Here is an 18,985-nt window from a genome sequence, read left to right on the forward strand (position 1 = left end):
TTTGGCTGGTTTGTCCACTTTCTATCAAAAATATTATGATCTGTATCCAATGATGGTAGATGTAGACAAAGAGTACAAGTATGATTGGCTTCCTCAGCTTGTAGAACGCTTTAAATCAAGCATAGACAGCCGTGCCAGTTTCAATGCCAATGAGGGGCTTATTGCTATGGCCAGGTCTGAAGCTCAGCGGGCTGTGCCTGTTTCAAGCATAACTACCCCGCCAGAGGAAAACGACTGGTCGGGTGTTTCGGCCCGCCGGGCTGTTTTTGAATCCCCCGAACTGGCCAGCCAGTTAATCAAACGCATGGCGGCTGATTTGGGTGCAACCTTCGTAGGTGTAACACCCCTAAACAAGGGCTGGGTAGCCTATAGCCATGCCCCCTTGGGCGGTCTTGGCGGTGGCACCGGCGGCCGTGGTTTTGGCCTGAATACCCCTATTAAAATACCTGAATGGTGGGACAATGCCATCTTGGTAACCGGTACAATGAGCTGGGATGTAAATGCCGGAGACCCCAACTATGGTGACTCATGGACGGGCTACAATATTTCATCCCAGATAGCCCAGCAGATGGTTAAATTCCTTAAATACCTTGGTTATCCCGCCCGCTGGCATTCCCCGTTTGGCGGTTACGATTTCCCTGTTCCAGGTATCGCTGCTGAATGCGGTATGGGTGAAATCGGGCGCACTTCAAACTGTCTTGCCCCGGACTTTGGCGGCAACGTACGTCCGGCAGTTATCACTACCAGCCTGCCTTTGGCGGCTGATAAACCGGTAGATTTTAACCTGGCTGAGTTCTGCAGCCGCTGCAAACTGTGCGCTCAGGTCTGTCCTACCCAGGCTATCAGCTATGCTGACCAGCCGGACTTTGAGATTTATGGTTTGCGCCGCTTCTGCACCAATCTGGCTAAATGCCGCGACGGTTGGAACCTTGGAGCCGGACCTATGGGTTGCCGTGCCTGTATCTCGGTATGCCCGTGGACCAAGAAGAATACCTGGGTACATCGCTTTGTACGCGAAGTTCTGTCTCATGACGCTACCGGCACATCCCAGAATGTGGCTATTTGGGCTGAGCGGACACTCTATCCCAAAAATTATGCAGATGATCTCAATCCTCCTAACTATAAAGGTGTCTACGAACCTCCGAAATGGATAACTACCAATGAATATGTCAGTAGTTTCGTTAATACTCCGATGGGGGTGAAGTAATATGTGGATGATGCTTTTAAATGTACTAATGGGACTGGGTCTGGCAGCCGCAGCCTGGGCAGTATATTCCGTAGCCAAAGGGTACGGGAAAGCTGTTAAATGGTGGCACTGGGCCATGCTGCTTGTGGCCGGCGTGTTATGGATTGTCGGTTTTTCATGGCTTGGAGCCCAGATGGGCGAAGAATTGGGAGGTATGGTATTTGTTCAGGGTGCCCTCTTCGGTTGGGGTGTTTTGTTCATACTAAGTATTGTTCTTACCCTTATTACCTTCCAGCTAATCAGACGCCAGGCAAAATAAATCAAAGTATTCAGCGGTGCGGTTAAACACCGCGCCGCTGACATAAGTGAGGGAAAATGCCTTTATATGAATTCAGATGCCAGTTTTGCCAGAGCACCTATGAGAAAATAGGCAAACCGGATGATAGCCCGGTTGACTGCTGTCCCGGTTGCGGCGGCAGAGCTCAGCGGGTGGTGTCCGGCTTTTCGTGGAAAAACCAAACATCTAACCTGGTTAAATTTAAGGACAGCGCTGATGAAAAGATGCATTATGCCGAGAGGCGCTTAAACGAAGATAAAAGTCTTGATCCCAATGCATGGCTATTAAAGGTAGCCCAAGATAAACTGGCTGAAAGAGCTGCGAAATCAGCCCAAGCCTGAATATGATACTTAACTTTTTACTGAACCGGTTTGTAAAAATGAAATCTGCCTTGCTTGCACTATGTATATTGCTGGCTATCACCTGCTGCGGTTGCGGTGAACCTAAAACGGAAAAGGTGATACCGGATGCCTGCCCTGACCTAGGGCTGCTAGTCACCCAAGCCGATGTCACTGATACACTGGACCCATATGCCCGACCGATTGTTACGGGTAATATATTTCCGTCATCTGCTAAGGCAATTTATTTGGTCTTCTCTCTGTCAGATGATATGTGCTGCAAGACCCTGAACGTACGCTGGTTTCGAGACAGCCAATTGGATCCTATACAGATAGAGGATAATCTGCATGCCCAGTTTCCCATCAAACTAACGTTACAAGCACCTTCAGGAGGATTTATACCGGGTGAATATCACGTGAACATATATATAGATTTTTGGGAGAGACTAAGCCTGCCTTTTGTAATAAGTGAGTGAGAAACCGAATATACCTGAAAGCACAAACAGACATCATAAAGCAGTTTTTGATTAATAAACGAATAGAAGTACTTACCTGAAGCTCCCCTTTTGATAGGGTTAAAGGGAACAGAAATCCGGTGCAAAACCGGAGCAGTACCGCCTACTGTGAGTGGGAAACCACCAGCCAGTAAAGCGCCCTGTTTCAGGTATCTGCCATTCCGGTGGTTACGGAAGACAGGTGCGGAGTTAAAGAGATTTAGCCCCCTCCTGTTTTTGGGAGGGGGCTGTTTTTTAAGGGGCTGGGGAATCAAGCCAAATTTGGAGGAACAAGGTGTTACAAGAACTTAAGACAGATACTTATAAAGAGCTGGGCTGCTTCCACGGGGTAAGAGCAGGTATTGCCTATCATAAAGCTCTGGGAGTATCCACTAATACTCTGGTTATAGAACTGCCGGAGGAAAGGAATATACTCTCCACCCGCACCGGGCTGGGCAAGGCCAGGTATATACTCAATACCCATATCCCCCCCGAACTCTGGGACTTTATGCATGACAACTCGGCAGACTGGCAAACAGCCTACTCGGTAGTACTGGAAGAAGTCCTCAAAAGATACGATACAGACCTGGATAATGTCTCATTCCTGTCCACCGGGGTAGACCAGGACAATATAGCCTGGGCGGAAGAAACCTATGAGGAATTCTGGGTATTGGCCTTTGCCACCGCCGGAGTTAAGACCAATGCCATGCGGATAGGCTGTGACGAAGCCAGCGGCATAGAGCGTAACGGCAAGTTTGAGAAGATAGGCACGATTAATGTTATCCTGCTGACCGGCTCAAGCCTTGAGACACCCACCCTTGCATCTTCATATATAACCCTGACCGAGGCCAAGAACGTAGCCCTGCAGGAACTGGATATACGGAGTGCAGCCCACCCAGACTGGCAGGCAACCGGTACGGGTACAGACCAGATAATTACTGTATCAGGTACAGGGGGCAAATACACTTATGTAGGCGGGCATACCAAACTGGGTGAGATGATGGCCAGAGCGACCACCAGAGCCGTCAAACAGGCTATCAGGAACTGCCGGGGGTACTAGGGAATAGCTGTTGCTTTTAGTCTATTGTACAAGATGGTGGGCGGTATTGGGGTCGAACCAATGACCTCAGCGATGTCAACGCTGCGCTCTAACCAACTGAGCTAACCGCCCAAGAGAAACATATTTTACTAGCTTAGCATCTTAGCGTCAAATAAGACCTAGAAGATATTCCAGCCCGCCATTTTGTGGGCATCCAGTTCAGTGCCAAGAGCTTTCTTAGGGGTAACACCCTTAACAATAAGGGCAGCAACACCTATTTTGATTATATCCCCTACAACAAAGGGCACAAGCCCCATGGAAAGCAAAGCGGCAAAGCTGACCGGTTGCCCTAAAACAGAGACTAACCAATAGTTGAGCCAGAAAAGACCGGGAATATATACCAAAGCAAAGTTCGCAAATAACATCAGGCCAAACATAGTGGTAAAACTGCGTGCCCGAATATATCTGTCAGAAAAATAGCCAAGGAAAAGAGACAGGATGACAAACCCCGCCAGATAACCGGCAGTAGCGGTTATACCGGCGCCCCAACCGTTAAAAACAGGCATACCTGCCCAACCTGCCACTGCATATATGGCAACAGCCGCACCCCCCCACCATCGTCCCAGCAAAACAGCTGTGAGCAAAATGGCAAAGGTATGCAGAGTAACAGGTATAGGAGTCCATGGCAGAGGCAATTTAATCTGGGCAGACAGGGCAATCAGCCCGGCAGCAGCCAGAGTAAGACCTATTTTAGCCCATATATTCAAGGCATTGCGCCGTTTAAACACATCATAACGGAACTGGCTGAGTGCGCCTACCATTTGCATATATACATACCTCCCATAAAGTACACAGGGGAAATGATACACAAAAGTTTTCTACTTGGATACAGTGGGTCTGCGGTTGCCTACCAGAGCAATATCCAGATTCTTGCCGCAGTGAGGGCAAGTAGTGGATATAGTTATCGGCTGGCTCATCACCCGTTCAACCACTGCCGACACTACCGAATCAATATTATCCAGACGCTGATCAAAAAGCTCCAGACGATTATTCATATCGTCAAGGCTCATATCATCACTGTTTCTTTTCATGGAGGGCTTGTCTTTATTTGCCAAGTGAAACCTCCGTTTAGATTTAACCCATTATAAGTAAGAAAGCAGAACATGTCAAAACATTTATCAGTCTTTTTGGAAAGGGTATTGCCTACTATCAATAGTGGTTTTATACTGGAAGCGAGAGGGCGGAAACGGAGAAGGAAATGCCTGAACTGCTGGTAGGTACGGTTTCCGATTATTTTGCCCATCCCGGAGTGGCCGGTATAGACCTGATAGACCAGCTCAAAGTAGGGGATACAATACGCATAGAAGGCCATACCACTGATTTTGAGCAGGAAGTGGACTCTATCCAAATAAATCATGCCAACCTTACCGAGGCTAAAGCCGGCGATAGTGTTGGCATAAGAGTCTGCGACCGGGTACGGCCGGGAGACATGGTTTATAAAGTTACCTAGGTCAGGTTTTTCATCAGATTGGCCACCTCAATAGCCTGAGTAGCGGCATCAAAACCCTTGTTGCCCATCTTGGTGCCTGCCCGCTCAATAGCTTGTTCAATGCTATCTGTGGTTATAACTCCAAATATCACCGGCAAACCGGCATCAAGCCCTACTCTGGCGATACCCTTTGAAACTTCGCTGGATACATATTCAAAATGGGGGGTACTGCCCCGAATAACCGCTCCCAGACAAACAACGGCGTCGTAGCGGCCACTCTTAGCCAGTTTCTGGGCAACCAGAGGGATTTCAAATGCGCCCGGCACCCAAGCTACGTCAGTATTGTCAGCGCTTACCCCGTGTCGTTCCAGACTGTCTTTTGCCCCTGATAACAGCTTTGAGGTAATAAATTCGTTAAAGCGGGAAACCACCAGAGCAATCTTCAGCCCCTGCCCGTTTAAAACACCCGAAAACTCTTTACCCATTTTGCATACTCCTTAAGATATATCTCGCTTAGTTTGCCTTATCTACGTTTAGTATATGACCCATTTTTCTCTGCTTGGTTTCCAGATAATGGCGGTTAAAACTGTTAGGTTCAACTATAATCGGCACAGTTTCAACTACCTTAATGCCGTAACCTTCCAGACCAACCACCTTTTTGGGATTATTAGTCAGCATACGGATTTTACTTAAACCCAAATCCACCAGTATTTGGGCACCAATGCCGTATTCACGCAGGTCAGGTGCAAAACCGAGTTCCAGATTAGCCTCAACTGTATCCAAACCTTTGTCCTGCAGGGCATATGCACACAGCTTGTTGTGCAAACCTATGCCACGGCCTTCCTGCCGCATGTACAGCAACACACCCCGCCCTGCCTGTGCTATTTGATTAAGAGCCATATCCAGCTGTTCACCACAGTCACAGCGCTTGCTGCCGAAAACATCCCCGGTAATGCATTCACTGTGAACCCTTACCAGTACCGGCTCAGGGCCGGAGATATCTCCCATTACCAGAGCAATATGTTCGTCAGCATCAAACTGACTCTTATAGGCTACCGCTTTAAACTGGCCGTGAGAGGTAGGCAGTTCTGCTTCCGTTACCTTTTTAACCATTTTTTCAGTACGGCGGCGATAGGAAATGATATCCTTGATACTGATTATCTTGATACCCCATTCAGCCGCTTTTTGCTCAAGCTGGGGCAGACGGGCCATAGTGCCGTCATCATTCATAATTTCACAAAGCACGCCTGACGGATACAACCCGCTCATTCGGGCTAAATCCATAGAGGCTTCTGTATGACCTGCCCTTACCAGAACCCCGCCTTCTCGGGCACGCAGGGGAAACATATGGCCGGGCATAGCGATATCTTCACGGGTAGCGGCCGGATCTATCAGAACCTGCACTGTAGCCGCCCGGTCAGCCGCCGAAATACCGGTAGTAACCTTTTTGCGGGCTTCTACCGTAACTGTAAAACCGGTGCTGTAAGGCGAGGTATTTTCAGTTACCATCATGGGTATTTTAAGCTGTTCAAGCCTTTCGGCAATAAGTGAAACACAAATAAGGCCGCGGGCATTTTTTGCCATAAAATTTATGGCATCAGGTGTTACCTTTTCAGACGCCATCACCAGATCGCCTTCGTTTTCACGATCGTAATCATCGACTACAATAACAAACCGGCCTGCTTTTATATCGGCAATGACTTCTTCAACGCGAGCATTAGGCATAAATTATATTCCTCCTGAAAAGCTCAAATGGTTTAAAAGCCGTTTTCGGCTAAAAACTCCGGGCTGATGCCACGTTCCGGCCGAAACAGTTTCTCCACGTATTTACCTATTATATCAGTTTCTATGTTTACCGTATCCCCCGTCTTAATCAGCCCCAGATTGGTTGATTTACGGCTCAGCGCAACCAGAGAAACGGAAAAACGGGTTTCCTGCAAGGCGGTAATAGTTAAACTGACCCCGTTTACTGCCACAAAACCCTTGTGTACCATATAACGGGTCAGGTTTTTGTCTGTTTCAAAAGTAAGCACATGGGCATTGCCCTCAGGTACAGAAGAAACCAAGCGGGCAGTACCGTCTATATGTCCCTGCACCAAATGCCCCCCCATTCTCCCATTTAGAGTGATGGCACGTTCCAGATTTAAGGGAGAATTGAAGGGAAGTTTGCCCAGATTTGAAAGGCGAAGGGTTTCGGGCATGATATCTGCATGAAATGAAGAACTGTCAAAACGGGTGACTGTCAGGCAGACGCCATTAACCGCAATGCTGTCTCCTACTTTTAATGATTCCAGCACCAGCTTTGCCCCGATGTGTAGCCCTGCGGGGTTTTGGGTTTTGAAAAACCCAAGTTCCTCTACTATGCCTGTAAACACGGTTACTCCTTAATAACGTAACCGGAAATCAACACGTCCTGCCCGAATATGGTAGTGGTAATATCCTTGAACTTGGCTGAATCTGTAATAAGTTCTGCCCCGACACCGGCAACCGGAATCTTGGCGTCTTTGCCGCCTATAATGATAGGAGCTACAAATACCAGCACTTTATCCACCAGTTTCAGGTCAAAAAGCGAACCGAGTACAATGCCGCCGCCTTCCACCAGCACACTGGTTACCCCGTTTTGCCCCAGATAACGAAGCAGGGCTTTGAGGTCTACCAGTCCCCGTTCATCCGGCAGCTCCACCACTTTAGCCCCAACCTCATCATACGCCTGTTTTTCTTCAGGGGTAAGACCTTTGGCAACAGCCACAATAGTATTACCGGGAACATGAAAAACATTAGAACTTAACGGCGCTCGGCCATTATCGTCAATAATTACCCTGGTGGGCTGACTGTGTGATGTACCGCCCCGTCCGCAGTTAACTCTGGCAGTCAGGTGGGGATCATCTTTAAGTATGGTATTAAGTCCGGCCATAATGACATCTGATATATGGCGGATATAATGGGCAAAATGGCGGGATTCTTCGTTGGAAATCCATTTGGAATCACCGGTACGGGTACCCGTTTTACCGTCAAGGCTCATGGCATATTTGGCGGTTACGAAGGGCATTCCGGTGGTAACATGCTTGAAATAAGCTTCGTTCATCTGGCGGGCTTCACGCTCCATCATACCCAGATGAACCTTTATACCGGCATCTTCCAGCTCTTTTTTGCCTTTGCCGGAAACCAGAGGATTATCATCCAGCGTAGCAATATAAACTTCTTTGATGCCTGATGCTATGACAGAACCGGTGCAGGGCGGGGTTCGCCCCTGATGACAGCACGGCTCTAAAGTTACGTATAAAGTAGCCCCTTTGGCTTTTTCGGCAGCCTGTTTCAAGGCCACTATCTCAGCATGGTCACCGCCGGGCGGCTGGGTAAAACCCTGCCCGACTACTTCGCCGTTTTTAACAATAACAGCCCCTACCGACGGGTTAGGGCTAACCTGACCTATGGCCAGTTTGGCAAGCGACAAAGCCTGAGACATATATTTCATAGTGCTGGCATTCTAGCATCAAATCTTTATTTTTTGCAAACCCGCACTTGTTCTAATGATTTGACGGATATTAGTATATTCCGAACCTATAAACCCGGAGCCGCCTTTTCAGGCGGCTCCGAATCAGCTAGTTGGATATTCCGGGCTATTTTATACTGTAAACAGCCTGAACTGATACCGTCACCGTGGTTTCCCCTGAACTTATGGGGGTAACTTCGGGGACAGAGCTTGCCATGCCGGCATCTTTGGCGTAATCCCAGCGGGGTATATAGTTGCTGGTCTCAGATATGTAGATAAGTTTTCCCAAGCCTACACCTGCCACTGAGGCCATCTGTTCGGCCTTAGCCTTGGCATCCTGAATGGCAAGGGCGCGAGCCTGTTCATAAGCGGCAGCAGGGTCATCTATTGAGAAATACAACCCGTTTACCCGGCTATCATCTCCGCCAGCCCTGACTGCAGCATCAAGAATACTGCCTGTCTGGGCAATCTGCCGGATTTTCACTTCAGCCTGATTGCTTACCCGGTAACCTACAATAGTAGACCTATTATCAGTCCACTCGGTAACAGGGTAAATATAATAGCTGCTGGTCTTGATATCCTTGTCCAGCACTCCGTTTGCTTTGAGGGAGTTTATAATGGCATTCATAGCCTGAGCAGCCTGAGTCTGGGCTGCATCTATGCTCACACCCATGCTTTCTACCCCAAGGGTCAAAATGGCTACATCGGGGCTTACGGTTACTTCACCGCTGCCATTTACCCAGATACCGGTATTTTGCTGACTCCAGATAACTCCGGGGCTGTCAGTATTATCTGTTTCGTCAGTGGTACCGGAAGCACAACCTGCTATACCTCCAGCCAGTGAAACTACCAGTAAACCGCTTACTATGGGCAATAATAGTTTTTTGTTCATCTTTACCTCCTTGATATTCAAATAATATAACGCCCCAATCAAAAAGAAGTTAGTAGCATTATAAAAATTGGATATATTTTTTGTAGAATGAATAAGCGAAAGGTTGTATAATTTGCCCCAGATGAATGTTACTAACGTGAAAAGCCTTCTGTTGGAACTTGCCGGTATAATCTTGGTAGCCCTGGTTATAGTCGGAATATCCAAAGTTACCCTGTCTTACTCTATAGTAGACGGCACCAGCATGGACCCCACTCTTCAAAATGAACAACGCCTGCTGGTAAACAAGATTTCGTACATGTTTGGGGAACCCCAGCGGGGCGATATTATCGTTTTCCCCCCTCCCGCCCAATATTCCTACGAAAATGATTTCATCAAACGGATTGTAGGGTTGCCGGGTGAATCTGTAGAGGTAAAAGCAGACGGCACAGTATATATAAATGACCAGCCTCTTTCAGAACCGTATGTTGTTTACCCCAAAGCCTTCCCCGTGGCCAAGGTTTACGTGCCGGAAGGTCAGTACTATGTAATGGGAGACAACCGGGTAGTCAGCCTTGACTCACGTTACGGTTTTTTTGTTGCCCGGGAGGATATTGTCGGCGAAGCATGGCTATCAATCTGGCCTCTGGGTGAATTTCACTTTTTGGCCGTTTTACCTATTTTATTAATAATGAAACGGGATTAGTGATGGAAGACGTAGTAACACTCTTTGAAAAAACCGGAGCAATACTAAAGGGACATTTCCTGCTGACATCGGGACTCCACTCCCCCATTTACTGGGAAAAATTCAGAATCATTGAAAACCCTGAATACAACCAGCAACTCTGCAGCATGATAGCTGACCACTACAAGGATAAAGGTATAGAACTGGTAGCCGGCCCTACTACCGGCGGTATAGTACTGGCCCACGAAATAGCCCGCCAGATGGGGCTGAAATGTGTCTTTGCCGAAAAAATTGCCGATAGCGAGCGCGGTTTCCGCCGCGGGTTTGTAATAAAACCCGGTGCAAAAATACTGGTGGTAGATGATATTCTGACCACCGGCAAATCTATCCGCGAGGTACTGGCGGCGGTTAAAAAGGCCGGCGGCGAAGTGGCAGGCATAGGCGTGCTGGTAGACCGTTCTGATACCGCTCTGGAGTTTAATGCACCTGTTTTCAGCTGTCTGCGTTCAGCCACCACTACCTATAAACCGGATGACTGCCCGCTTTGCCAAGAGGGTCTGCCCTTAACCAAACACGGCAGCAGTTAAACCTCACCCAGAAAGGTTTTAAAGAAGTATGGATACCCCCTTAATAGTAGCTCTGATTGTGGTTATTACTGCCATACTTTCCCTCTTTGCGGTTTATTATTATATGCGCTGGTCTTTTGAAAAGCGTTTCAAACGCTGGCAGGATGCGGCGGTAATCCTTTGGCAAAAAGATATGGAACGGGTACAAAAACAGTCGGTTGCCCAAAGCCGTGCCACTCTGGGCGGCCGCTTTGCCGAACAGTTAACCCCTTACCTGCCTGAATTTAAATACGACCCCACCGAAGCCCGCTTTCTGGGAAGCCCCATAGACCTGATTGTTTTTCCGGGACTGGCTCAGGGCAACCCCCGTGAAATAGTTATTGTGGAAATCAAAACCGGCAAACATTGCCAACTTACAGAGTCCGAAAAGAAAATCCGCCAGCTGATAGAAGACGGCATGGTACGCTGGGAGCTTATCCAGCCGGGAGTGCTTTTGGAAAGACCCTTGCAGGAATTGCTTGACCGCAACACCCCTGAGGCAAGTTGTCTGGAAGAGCCGCTGGCAGATACTGATTAAGTACGCTTGAAGTCTTTTTCCAGCTGGCTGAAGTCAATCTTTACAATAGTTGGGCGCCCATGCGGACAGTGACCGGGTATACCAGTTTTCTCCAGCTTTAACAGCAGTTCACGCATTTCCGCATCGGTAAGCACCTGTCCTGCCCGAACCGCAGTATGGCAAGCCATAAGCCGTATTAACCGTTCTTTTATTTCAGCAGGGGCATCTTTCGGGTTGTCCGCAAGCTCAGCCAGCAGTGCTTTTGCCTGATGGGCTTTCAAACCGGCCGGTATGGACTTTACCCTGTATACCCTTCTGCCAAATTCTTCCATTTCAAAACCCATTAACTCCAGTTCGGATTTGCATTTCTCAATCATGGCTTCCTGTACCGGGTTCAGTTCCAGAATAAAAGGCTCAAGAAGGCTCTGGCAGGCCCTTGCAGAATAGGTTTCTGCCGCAATCTCTTCATAGCGAATACGTTCGTGGGCAGCATGCTGATCTATTATGTAAAGCCCGTCCGGTCCTTCTGCCAACAGGTACAAACCGCCTACCTGCCCCACCAGCCTGAGGAGCGGCAAAGAAGATGTTTTGGCACTCTGGATAACAGGTGAAATATAAGAGGTATTGGCGTTTGGTAGTTTTTGTACCTCAGCCCAGATATGCTCCTGCCTTCCAGCTTCCGGCTGGTAAACAGGCCGGGCTTCTTCTACATGCAGAAGAGGCGGTTTCTCTACCAGTACCGAACGGACTGCCCTCTGTACAGATGTAAAAACCGCACTTTCATCTGAAAATTTGACCTCCGCCTTGGTGGGGTGGATATTTACATCTACCAGTGCCCCGCTGAGCCGGATATTTATCACCCCCATAGGGTAACGCCCTGCCGTAAGTAACCCGCTGTAAGCCTGCTCCACTGCCCTTTGCAAAGCCCGGCTCTGGATAAGACGGCGGTTAACAAAGAAATGGAGAGAGTTCCGGTTGGAACGGCTGACTTCAGGCGGGCTTACCAGCCCGCTGATATTTATGGCAGATGAACGGTAAGTGTCATTTTCCAAATCCAGCATTTTGCTTGCGGCATCACTTCCGTACACTTCCAGCACAGCATCACGCAATTTGCCGTTACCGGGGGTGTTTAAAGTGTTGCGTCCATCAACATTAAGGCTGAACTTTACCTCAGGGTAGGCCAGAGCATAGCTGACCACTACTTCCGTCACTTTGCTAGCTTCGTGCTGGGGGGTTTTAAGAAATTTGAGACGGGCGGGTACGCGGCTGAACAGGCGGCTCAGCCTTATGCTGGTACCTGCAGCACGTGCCATGCGGGTATGCTTGAGCATTTCGCCGCCGGACAGAGAGAGATATGTGCCGCTTTCTTCGGTTCGGACAGCCGTCAGCATTTCCAAATCTGCCACCGCCGCAATACTGGGCAGGGCTTCGCCCCTGAAACCCAGACTGGCTATAGCATATATATCTTCAAAGCTGGAAAGCTTGCTGGTGGCATGCCGCTCAAAGGCCAGCAATACTTCAGAAGAGGTTATACCGCACCCGTCATCACTCACCTCTATATAACCGATACCACCCTCGCGGATAACAATATCCACCCGCTTGGCTTCCGCATCAAGAGAGTTTTCCAGCAGTTCTTTGACCACTGAAGCAGGCCTTTCAATGACTTCGCCAGCGGCTATTCGGGCAATAGTAGCCTTGTCCAACAATTTTATAGGCATAAATACTTTCCCTTTTAGAAAATATATTTCATTCTAAACTCTAAGGGGGATTTGGTAAATAGGCAGCGGGGAAAAACGGCTAATTAAAACAGCCCCGATTAGTTTTCCAGTTTGGTCAGGCGGGCAAAACTGAGCAGCAGGCGCTTCATGCCGACAGAATGGAAAGATATCATAACCTCGGCATCATTTTTCATCCGGTTGATACTGGTCACAATCCCTTCGCCAAACTGGGGGTGCAGCACTCTGTCACCCGCTTCCAATTCCAGTAATTTGGGGGCAGGAGACGGGGCAGACTTAACGGGCATGCCCGCACTTTGCACATGCTGTTTTATAACAGGCAAAACCGCCTGTCCGGGGGTTTGCTGCCCAAGCAGAGGCTGTTTTTCACGGCCTTTGGTAATGCTTTGAGGTATGTCTTTAAGATAACGGGAAGGTTCATTTACGTTGCTCTGCCCCATAAGTGAGCGGCGGAAAGCCCGCACCAGATAAAGGCGTTTCTTGGCACGGGTTACACCCACATAGCACAGACGGCGTTCTTCCTGCATCTGGGCAGGGTCATCAAACGAACGGTTGTGGGGCAAGACACCCTCTTCCATACCCACCATAAAAACCACCGGATACTCCAGCCCTTTAGCCTGATGCAAGGTGATAAGGGTAACTGCCGAAACACCTTCTTCAAGGCTATCCAAATCCGAGACCAGTGCCACACTTTCCAGAAAGGCCGAAAGCCCTTCGGGCGGGAGTATTTCCTGATACTGCTGGGCAACAGTCCGCAACTCAAGTATATTATCCCAGCGTTCCTCTCCGTCTTCGGATGCAAACAGAAATTCACGGTAGCTTATACCCTCAAGCAGCCTGTCCAGCAGGTTTAAAAGGGGCAGGGTTTGAGCATCAATGATGAGTGATTTCAGCAAAGCCCCAAAATCAATCAGGGGTTTCAAACCGCGGCTGGGTATTGGCGGTTTGGGGGCATTTTCATCTGACAAATTTATAAGTGACTGGTAGAGACTTATATCCTGCTCTCTGGCAAACTGGGCAAGGTCTGAAAGGGTTTTAGCCCCTATTCCGCGGGTGGGTATATTTATAACCCTTTGGAGGCTGACGCTATCTTGCGGGTTTTGAAGTAAACGCAGATAGGCCACAATATCTTTAACCTCGCGCCGCTGGTAGAACCGAGTGCCGGAAACCAGACGGTAAGGCATGCCGTAACGGATAAAAGCTTCCTCCAAAGCCCGCGACTGGGCGTTGGTGCGGTAGAGAATAGCTATATCTCCGGGGCTGAACTTTTCATAGCGGGTGAGCTTCTCAATTTCAGAAACCACAAACTGGGCTTCTTCCTGTTCGTTAAAGGTTTCCACCACAGCTATAGGCTGGCCGGATTCGTTTTCGGTCCACAAACTGATAGGCTTGCGTCCGCTGTTCGGGGCAATAACACATGAAGCTGCTTCCAGAATATTTTTAGTGGAGCGATAGTTCTGCTCAAGCAAAACCACTTTCGCACCCGGATTATCAGTCTCAAAGTTAAAAACATTTCTAAGGTCTGCAGAACGCCATGAATAAATAGACTGGTCAGGGTCACCCACCACACAGATATTTCGGTACTTGGCTGAAAGCATCTTGACCAGTTCGTACTGAACCAGATTGGTATCTTGAAACTCATCTACCATTACATGCAGATAGCGTTCCTGGTATCCGGCCAGCACCTCAGGGTATTGCTTAAAAAGCTGGACAACCTTTAACAAAAGGTCATCAAAATCCAAAGCCTTGTTCTGCTTGAGGCGTTTCTCATAGAGTTCATAAACCCTGCCTACCATCTCTTCAAAATAGCTTCTGCCCTTTTCAAAGTAATAGGCCGGAAGCACCAGCTGGCTTTTGGCTTGGCTGATAGCATTTTTTATGGAAGCGGGCGGATAACGTTTCGGGTCAAGCTCAAGCTCAGCCATGGCCTGCTTTATAAGGCTCTGCTGGTCGTCATCATCGTATATCACAAAGTCAGACGGCACACCCAGAGGAAGACCGTCCTGCCTTAGTATGCGGGCACAAATAGCGTGGAAAGTACCCATGGTCAGGCGTCCCACCGCTGAAGGAGCCAGCTGGTTCAAGCGGGTTTCCATTTCGCGGGCGGCTTTGTTGGTAAAAGTAACAGCCATAATGCGGTGGGGAGTTATACCTACTACTTTTATCAGGTAGGCAATCCGGTGGGTAATAACTCTAGTTTTACCACTGCCCGGACCGGCCAGTATAAGCACCGGCCCTTCCACGGCTTCAACGGCCTTTTTTTGAGCGGGGTTTAGACCTGTTAGTATGTCTTGCATGAAACAGGGGTATTATAACATTATTAGCCGCCAAGGTCATTTCAGTTAAAGTCAGGAATAAACCCGAATAAACGCCTGTTTTGCCCTTTAAATATTTTTAAATATGCTGAAAATAAATTTGCCCGGCTTGACCACTGGTGATATAATAGCTGAAGTAAATTGAATACAGGTTTACCTTTAAGCTGGTCCTGAGAGGCCGGTAAGGGATTTTAGACAAAGAAGCGTCTTTTGACCTCTTGCCGGCAAATGTTGGTAAGAGGTTTTTTTATGGCACAAAAAGTAATACTGGGCGCCGAAGATATCCGCCGGACTTTAGCCCGCATTGCCCATGAAATACTGGAAAGAAACCAGTCCAGCCGGGATTTGGTGATTATCGGCATGTATACCCGGGGCGTACCGCTGGCAAACCGCTTGGCCGAAAATATTCTCCGCTTTGAAGGGCTTGAAATCCCGGTGGGGACACTGGATTTTTCTCTCTACCGTGATGACCTTGATTCCCAGCGTTTCCATCCCACTATCAAAAACACGGATATACCTTTCAGCATAAATAACAAGATAGTGGTGCTGGTAGATGACGTTCTCTTCACAGGGCGTTCCACCCGGGCGGCTATGGATGCACTGATAGATTACGGACGCCCCAAAGCCATCCAGCTGGCGGTACTGGTAGACAGGGGTCACCGCGAACTGCCGGTAAGGGCAGATTACATAGGTAAAAATATACCCAGCGCACGGGACGAGAAGATAAAAGTCCGCCTGACTGAAACTGACGGACAGGACGAGGTACTGATACTGGATGACGAAGCAGGTGAGGTATAAATATGACACACATACCCAAGACACCCGCAGACACAGAAACCCTGCTTTCAGAAGTACAAGGCTGGAAACACCGCCATGTACTTGATCTGGATAACTTCAGCCGTGAAGAACTGGATATGGTTATGCAGACAGCCGGCGTTATGCTGGATATCCTGTCCCGCCCGGTAAAGAAAGTGCCGGCACTTAAGGGGAAAACCATAGCTACCCTTTTTTACGAACCTTCCACCCGTACCCGTTCATCATTTGAGCTGGCGGCCAAAAGCCTTTCAGCCGATGTGTTAAACCTGAATGTTTCCCAGAGCAGTATCTCCAAGGGGGAAAGCCTGCTGGATACGCTGGATACGCTGGAATCACTGGGGGCGGATATGGTAGTCATGCGCCACCCCCTGTCAGGAGCGCCTTATCTGGCGGCAAACAACTGCCATGCAAATATTATAAACGCCGGTGACGGCTGGCATGCCCACCCCAGTCAGGCACTGCTGGATATATTTACCATACTAAGGCACAAATCCAGCTTGGAAGGGCTGAAAATAACCCTGATAGGGGATATAAAACACAGCCGGGTAGCTCGCTCCAATATCTGGGGGCTAAGCAAAATGGGAGCCAAAATCACCCTGTGCGCCCCGTATACACTGCTACCTGAAGGACTTAATACCAATAGCAAAATCTTCCCTGAAGTCACACTGGAAACAGATATAAAGCAAGCAGTCAGCGGAGCTGACGTGGTAATGGGGCTGCGCCTGCAGCGTGAACGCCAGCAAAGCGGGCTTCTGCCCGGAATACGGGAATATGCCCGCTATTTCCAACTGAACGAAGAAATACTGAAACTGGCAAAACCAAACTCCCTTGTCATGCACCCCGGCCCGGTAAATGAAGATATAGAACTTTCACAGTCTGTAGTGCACGGAGAACAGTCTGTCATAAACGAACAGGTAAAAAACGGGGTAGCGGTACGCATGGCACTCTTCTACCTGTGCAGCGGAAGCAAGGAAATATAAACATGAAAATACTGATTAAAAACGGACGCATCATAGACCCCGCCAGCGGCACGGATAACGTGGCTGATTTGCTGATTGAGAATGGACTGGTTACCGGAATAAGCAAGGATATCTCTCCCGAAAAAACCGAAAAAGTAATAGACGCCACCGGCAAAGTGGTTTGTCCCGGCTTTATAGACCTGCACGTACACCTGCGTGAACCGGGGGTTGAGGGCAAAGAGACTATTGAAAGCGGGTGCAAAGCAGCCGCAGCCGGCGGTTTTACCTCCATCTGCCCCATGCCCAACACCAATCCCGCAGCAGACTGTTTGCCGGTCATAGATTTTATTAAAAACACTGCCACAAAGGTCTCACTCATACGGGTACTGCCCATTGCCGCCATCACCAAAGGACGCAAAGGACAGGAACTTTCCCCCATGGGAGAACTGGCCGAAGCGGGAGTGGTGGGATTCTCGGATGATGGTGACTATGTATCCGGCAGTTCCCTGCTCTTAAACGCCCTGCTTTACAGCCGAACCTTTGACCTGCCCATTATGGAACACTGTGAAGATGCCTGTCTGGCAGAAGGCGGACTGATGAACGAAGGGCTTCTGGCCTGCCGTCTGGGCTTAAAGGGTATAACCAACGCCACTGAAGAAATTGCCGTAAACAGGGATATTGCCCTTGCCAAAGAAAGCGGCGGGCGGCTGCACCTTTGCCATATCAGCACCGCCGGTTCGGTGGAACTGGTACGCCAAGCCAAAGCCGCAGGCATACGGGTAAGTGCGGAGGTTACTCCCCACCACCTGACCCTGACCGAAGCCGAAGTAAACGGCTACAACACCAGTGCCAAGGTCAACCCGCCGCTTCGCACCCAAACGGATATTGAAGCACTTATAGCTGGGCTTAAGGACGGTACTATAGATGCCATAGCCACAGACCATGCCCCACACACCAGAAATGACAAACTGTGTGAGTTTGGTCTAGCCGCCAACGGCATTTCAGGGCTGGAAACCGCACTTGCCAGCCTGATGGGTCTGGTGCACTCAGGCAAGCTTAGTTTAAGCCTGCTTATAGAAAAGCTGACCCTTGGACCTCAGCAGGTACTGGGTGAAAAATACCAAAATATCGGCAACCTGAAAGCGGGCTCATGTGCAGACGTGGTTATATTTGACCCTGATGAAGAATGGACGGTAGATACCGCCAAATTCTTCTCAAAGGGTAAAAATACACCCCTTGAGGGACGCAAGCTTAAAGGCAGGGTAAAGACCACCATTGCCTGTGGCCAGATAGTTTACCAACAAGCATAGAACAGCCAGTTTAGAAAGTGATAAGGACAGAGTAAATGACGAATACAGCATACATGGTACTGGAGGACGGAACAGTATTTACCGGCAAAAGCTTCGGAGCGGAAACTGAAGCTATAGGCGAAGTAGTCTTCAATACCAGCATGAACGGATATCAGGAAATGCTGACCGACCCTTCGTATACCGGCCAGATTATCGTCCCCACTTACCCCCTTATAGGTAATTACGGGATAAACCCCTTTGATAATGAATCTGCCTGCATCAGAGCAACTGCCTTTGCAGTCCATCAGGAATGCCGCCAGCCCAGCCACTACCAAAGCACCCAAACGGTTCATTCCTTTCTGGAAAAGGCTGGCATACCCGGCATAAGCGGTCTTGATACCCGTGCCATTACCCGCAAACTGCGCTTAGCCGGGGTAATGAGGGGCATGGTAACCAGTACCAAAACACCTGAAGAAGCCCTGAAAATTATCCGCAATACGCCTGACTACGGACAGATTGATTTTGTACGCAAAATAAGCACACCCTCACCATATGAATGGCAGAAAGAAAAACCCTCTTTTGCCGGCTTCCATGTAGCAGTACTGGACTGCGGGCTTAAGTATTCCATACTTAACCAGCTTAAATCCCACGGCTGCAAGGTAACCGTGTTGCCCTGCACCACCAGCCCCAAAGAAATTGACACACTTAATCCTGACGGCATAGTTCTTTCGCCCGGCCCCGGCAACCCCGAACTGCTGGACTATCTGATAACCACCGTCAGACATGTGTGCGAAAAATACCCGGTCATGGGCATCTGTC

The 18,985-nt window shown here is 48.9% G+C and carries 22 protein-coding genes, 1 tRNA gene and 1 riboswitch; of the genes, 13 read left to right on the forward strand and 10 right to left on the reverse strand.

The annotated features are described in order from the left end of the window. The 5 genes from WC259_RS04660 to WC259_RS04680 all read left to right on the forward strand — a co-directional run. Window positions 1–1,207, forward strand: a 1,207-nt coding sequence (locus WC259_RS04660) for a 4Fe-4S binding protein (protein WP_372643355.1), incomplete at its 5' end; no start/stop codon positions are given. A gap of 1 nt (window position 1,208) precedes the next feature. Further along, window positions 1,209–1,505, forward strand: coding sequence for a hypothetical protein (locus WC259_RS04665; RefSeq protein WP_011309543.1), 297 nt, complete (start codon window positions 1,209–1,211; stop codon window positions 1,503–1,505). A gap of 56 nt (window positions 1,506–1,561) precedes the next feature. Continuing rightward, a complete protein-coding gene (locus WC259_RS04670; protein WP_015407128.1) occupies window positions 1,562–1,864 on the forward strand; it encodes a zinc ribbon domain-containing protein in 303 nt (100 codons plus the stop codon). A gap of 50 nt (window positions 1,865–1,914) precedes the next feature. Continuing rightward, window positions 1,915–2,337, forward strand: coding sequence for a hypothetical protein (locus WC259_RS04675; RefSeq protein ID WP_372643358.1), 423 nt, complete (start codon window positions 1,915–1,917; stop codon window positions 2,335–2,337). Between the two features lie 62 nt (window positions 2,338–2,399). Beyond that, window positions 2,400–2,539: riboswitch (cobalamin riboswitch) on the forward strand. A 111-nt stretch (window positions 2,540–2,650) separates the two neighbouring features. Then, entirely contained in the window at window positions 2,651–3,415 is a 765-nt protein-coding gene (locus WC259_RS04680; RefSeq protein ID WP_372643361.1) for an adenosylcobinamide amidohydrolase, read from the forward strand. A gap of 34 nt (window positions 3,416–3,449) precedes the next feature. Here the strand turns inward: WC259_RS04680 and WC259_RS04685 are convergent. The 3 genes from WC259_RS04685 to WC259_RS04695 form a co-directional block, all read right to left on the reverse strand. Continuing rightward, a tRNA-Val gene (locus WC259_RS04685) sits at window positions 3,450–3,526 on the reverse strand. A gap of 47 nt (window positions 3,527–3,573) precedes the next feature. After that, the gene (locus tag WC259_RS04690) at window positions 3,574–4,221 is read right to left on the reverse strand and encodes a biotin transporter BioY (protein WP_078986953.1); all 648 of its coding nucleotides are present in this window, start codon (window positions 4,219–4,221) and stop codon (window positions 3,574–3,576) included. A gap of 51 nt (window positions 4,222–4,272) precedes the next feature. Beyond that, window positions 4,273–4,509, reverse strand: coding sequence for a hypothetical protein (locus tag WC259_RS04695; RefSeq protein WP_011309549.1), 237 nt, complete (start codon window positions 4,507–4,509; stop codon window positions 4,273–4,275). 143 nt (window positions 4,510–4,652) lie between these two features. On the opposite strand from WC259_RS04695, the gene WC259_RS04700 reads away from it, so the two are divergent. Further along, on the forward strand, window positions 4,653–4,904 hold the full coding sequence (locus WC259_RS04700) for an EF-Tu/IF-2/RF-3 family GTPase (RefSeq protein WP_011929242.1): 252 nt from the start codon (window positions 4,653–4,655) through the stop codon (window positions 4,902–4,904). On the opposite strand, the gene ribE is transcribed toward WC259_RS04700, so the two are convergent. From ribE to WC259_RS04725, 5 genes are all read right to left on the reverse strand, one after another. After that, a complete protein-coding gene (gene ribE, locus WC259_RS04705; RefSeq protein ID WP_372643364.1) occupies window positions 4,901–5,368 on the reverse strand; it encodes a 6,7-dimethyl-8-ribityllumazine synthase in 468 nt (155 codons plus the stop codon). The genes WC259_RS04700 and ribE overlap by 4 nt on opposite strands. A gap of 28 nt (window positions 5,369–5,396) precedes the next feature. Further along, window positions 5,397–6,608 carry a bifunctional 3,4-dihydroxy-2-butanone-4-phosphate synthase/GTP cyclohydrolase II gene (locus WC259_RS04710; protein WP_015407132.1) on the reverse strand — a complete coding sequence of 404 codons (1,212 nt, stop codon included), beginning with the start codon at window positions 6,606–6,608 and terminating at the stop codon, window positions 5,397–5,399. Between the two features lie 32 nt (window positions 6,609–6,640). After that, entirely contained in the window at window positions 6,641–7,258 is a 618-nt protein-coding gene (locus tag WC259_RS04715; RefSeq protein ID WP_012984394.1) for a riboflavin synthase, read from the reverse strand. A gap of 2 nt (window positions 7,259–7,260) precedes the next feature. Beyond that, on the reverse strand, window positions 7,261–8,358 hold the full coding sequence (ribD, locus tag WC259_RS04720; protein ID WP_011309554.1) for a bifunctional diaminohydroxyphosphoribosylaminopyrimidine deaminase/5-amino-6-(5-phosphoribosylamino)uracil reductase RibD: 1,098 nt from the start codon (window positions 8,356–8,358) through the stop codon (window positions 7,261–7,263). Between the two features lie 145 nt (window positions 8,359–8,503). Then, on the reverse strand, window positions 8,504–9,268 hold the full coding sequence (locus WC259_RS04725) for an SIMPL domain-containing protein (protein ID WP_372643369.1): 765 nt from the start codon (window positions 9,266–9,268) through the stop codon (window positions 8,504–8,506). A 121-nt stretch (window positions 9,269–9,389) separates the two neighbouring features. Here WC259_RS04725 and lepB point away from each other — a divergent pair, with 121 nt between their 5' ends. The 3 genes from lepB to WC259_RS04740 are packed head-to-tail and all read left to right on the forward strand — an operon-like array spanning window position 9,390 to window position 11,072. Beyond that, complete coding sequence (gene lepB, locus WC259_RS04730; protein WP_172815833.1) at window positions 9,390–9,950, forward strand: signal peptidase I; 561 nt, start codon at window positions 9,390–9,392, stop codon at window positions 9,948–9,950. A gap of 2 nt (window positions 9,951–9,952) precedes the next feature. Beyond that, entirely contained in the window at window positions 9,953–10,516 is a 564-nt protein-coding gene (gene pyrE, locus WC259_RS04735) for an orotate phosphoribosyltransferase (RefSeq protein ID WP_011309557.1), read from the forward strand. Between the two features lie 28 nt (window positions 10,517–10,544). Continuing rightward, the gene (locus WC259_RS04740; protein WP_011309558.1) at window positions 10,545–11,072 is read left to right on the forward strand and encodes a Holliday junction resolvase-like protein; all 528 of its coding nucleotides are present in this window, start codon (window positions 10,545–10,547) and stop codon (window positions 11,070–11,072) included. Here WC259_RS04740 and mutL read toward each other — a convergent pair. Both mutL and WC259_RS04750 read right to left on the reverse strand, forming a co-directional pair. Next, window positions 11,069–12,769 (reverse strand): DNA mismatch repair endonuclease MutL, encoded by a 1,701-nt coding sequence (gene mutL / locus WC259_RS04745; protein WP_011309559.1) that lies wholly within the window; start codon window positions 12,767–12,769, stop codon window positions 11,069–11,071. The genes WC259_RS04740 and mutL overlap by 4 nt on opposite strands. A 98-nt stretch (window positions 12,770–12,867) precedes the next feature. Then, window positions 12,868–15,084, reverse strand: coding sequence for an ATP-dependent helicase (locus WC259_RS04750; protein WP_011309560.1), 2,217 nt, complete (start codon window positions 15,082–15,084; stop codon window positions 12,868–12,870). 267 nt (window positions 15,085–15,351) lie between these two features. Between WC259_RS04750 and pyrR the strand changes: the two genes are divergently transcribed. The 4 genes from pyrR to WC259_RS04770 form a co-directional block, all read left to right on the forward strand. After that, entirely contained in the window at window positions 15,352–15,900 is a 549-nt protein-coding gene (pyrR, locus tag WC259_RS04755; protein ID WP_011309561.1) for a bifunctional pyr operon transcriptional regulator/uracil phosphoribosyltransferase PyrR, read from the forward strand. 2 nt (window positions 15,901–15,902) lie between these two features. Then, window positions 15,903–16,898: an aspartate carbamoyltransferase catalytic subunit gene (locus tag WC259_RS04760; protein WP_372643375.1), complete on the forward strand. Its 996-nt coding sequence runs from the start codon at window positions 15,903–15,905 to the stop codon at window positions 16,896–16,898. A gap of 2 nt (window positions 16,899–16,900) precedes the next feature. Then, window positions 16,901–18,187, forward strand: a complete 1,287-nt coding sequence (locus tag WC259_RS04765) for a dihydroorotase (RefSeq protein WP_372643378.1) — start codon at window positions 16,901–16,903, stop codon at window positions 18,185–18,187. A gap of 35 nt (window positions 18,188–18,222) precedes the next feature. After that, window positions 18,223–18,985 (forward strand): carbamoyl phosphate synthase small subunit (locus WC259_RS04770; protein WP_372643381.1); only part of this gene is annotated, 763 nt, incomplete at its 3' end.

Source organism: Dehalococcoides sp., assembly GCF_041654235.1.
In the GTDB taxonomy this organism is placed as follows: domain Bacteria; phylum Chloroflexota; class Dehalococcoidia; order Dehalococcoidales; family Dehalococcoidaceae; genus Dehalococcoides; species Dehalococcoides mccartyi_B.

Bases quoted from the DNA above. Each gene is read 5' to 3' on its own strand.
- WC259_RS04740 (WP_011309558.1), top strand. From the start codon at position 10,545: ATGGATACCCCCTTAATAGTAGCTCTGATTGTGGTTATTACTGCCATA.
- pyrR (WP_011309561.1), top strand. From the start codon at position 15,352: ATGGCACAAAAAGTAATACTGGGCGCCGAAGATATCCGCCGGACTTTA.
- lepB (WP_172815833.1), top strand. From the start codon at position 9,390: ATGAATGTTACTAACGTGAAAAGCCTTCTGTTGGAACTTGCCGGTATA.
- ribE (WP_372643364.1), bottom strand. From the start codon at position 5,368: ATGGGTAAAGAGTTTTCGGGTGTTTTAAACGGGCAGGGGCTGAAGATT.
- WC259_RS04670 (WP_015407128.1), top strand. From the start codon at position 1,562: ATGCCTTTATATGAATTCAGATGCCAGTTTTGCCAGAGCACCTATGAG.
- WC259_RS04725 (WP_372643369.1), bottom strand. From the start codon at position 9,268: ATGAACAAAAAACTATTATTGCCCATAGTAAGCGGTTTACTGGTAGTT.
- WC259_RS04665 (WP_011309543.1), top strand. From the start codon at position 1,209: ATGTGGATGATGCTTTTAAATGTACTAATGGGACTGGGTCTGGCAGCC.
- WC259_RS04760 (WP_372643375.1), top strand. From the start codon at position 15,903: ATGACACACATACCCAAGACACCCGCAGACACAGAAACCCTGCTTTCA.
- WC259_RS04710 (WP_015407132.1), bottom strand. From the start codon at position 6,608: ATGCCTAATGCTCGCGTTGAAGAAGTCATTGCCGATATAAAAGCAGGC.
- WC259_RS04700 (WP_011929242.1), top strand. From the start codon at position 4,653: ATGCCTGAACTGCTGGTAGGTACGGTTTCCGATTATTTTGCCCATCCC.
- mutL (WP_011309559.1), bottom strand. From the start codon at position 12,769: ATGCCTATAAAATTGTTGGACAAGGCTACTATTGCCCGAATAGCCGCT.
- WC259_RS04750 (WP_011309560.1), bottom strand. From the start codon at position 15,084: ATGCAAGACATACTAACAGGTCTAAACCCCGCTCAAAAAAAGGCCGTT.
- ribD (WP_011309554.1), bottom strand. From the start codon at position 8,358: ATGAAATATATGTCTCAGGCTTTGTCGCTTGCCAAACTGGCCATAGGT.
- WC259_RS04690 (WP_078986953.1), bottom strand. From the start codon at position 4,221: ATGCAAATGGTAGGCGCACTCAGCCAGTTCCGTTATGATGTGTTTAAA.
- WC259_RS04765 (WP_372643378.1), top strand. From the start codon at position 16,901: ATGAAAATACTGATTAAAAACGGACGCATCATAGACCCCGCCAGCGGC.
- pyrE (WP_011309557.1), top strand. From the start codon at position 9,953: ATGGAAGACGTAGTAACACTCTTTGAAAAAACCGGAGCAATACTAAAG.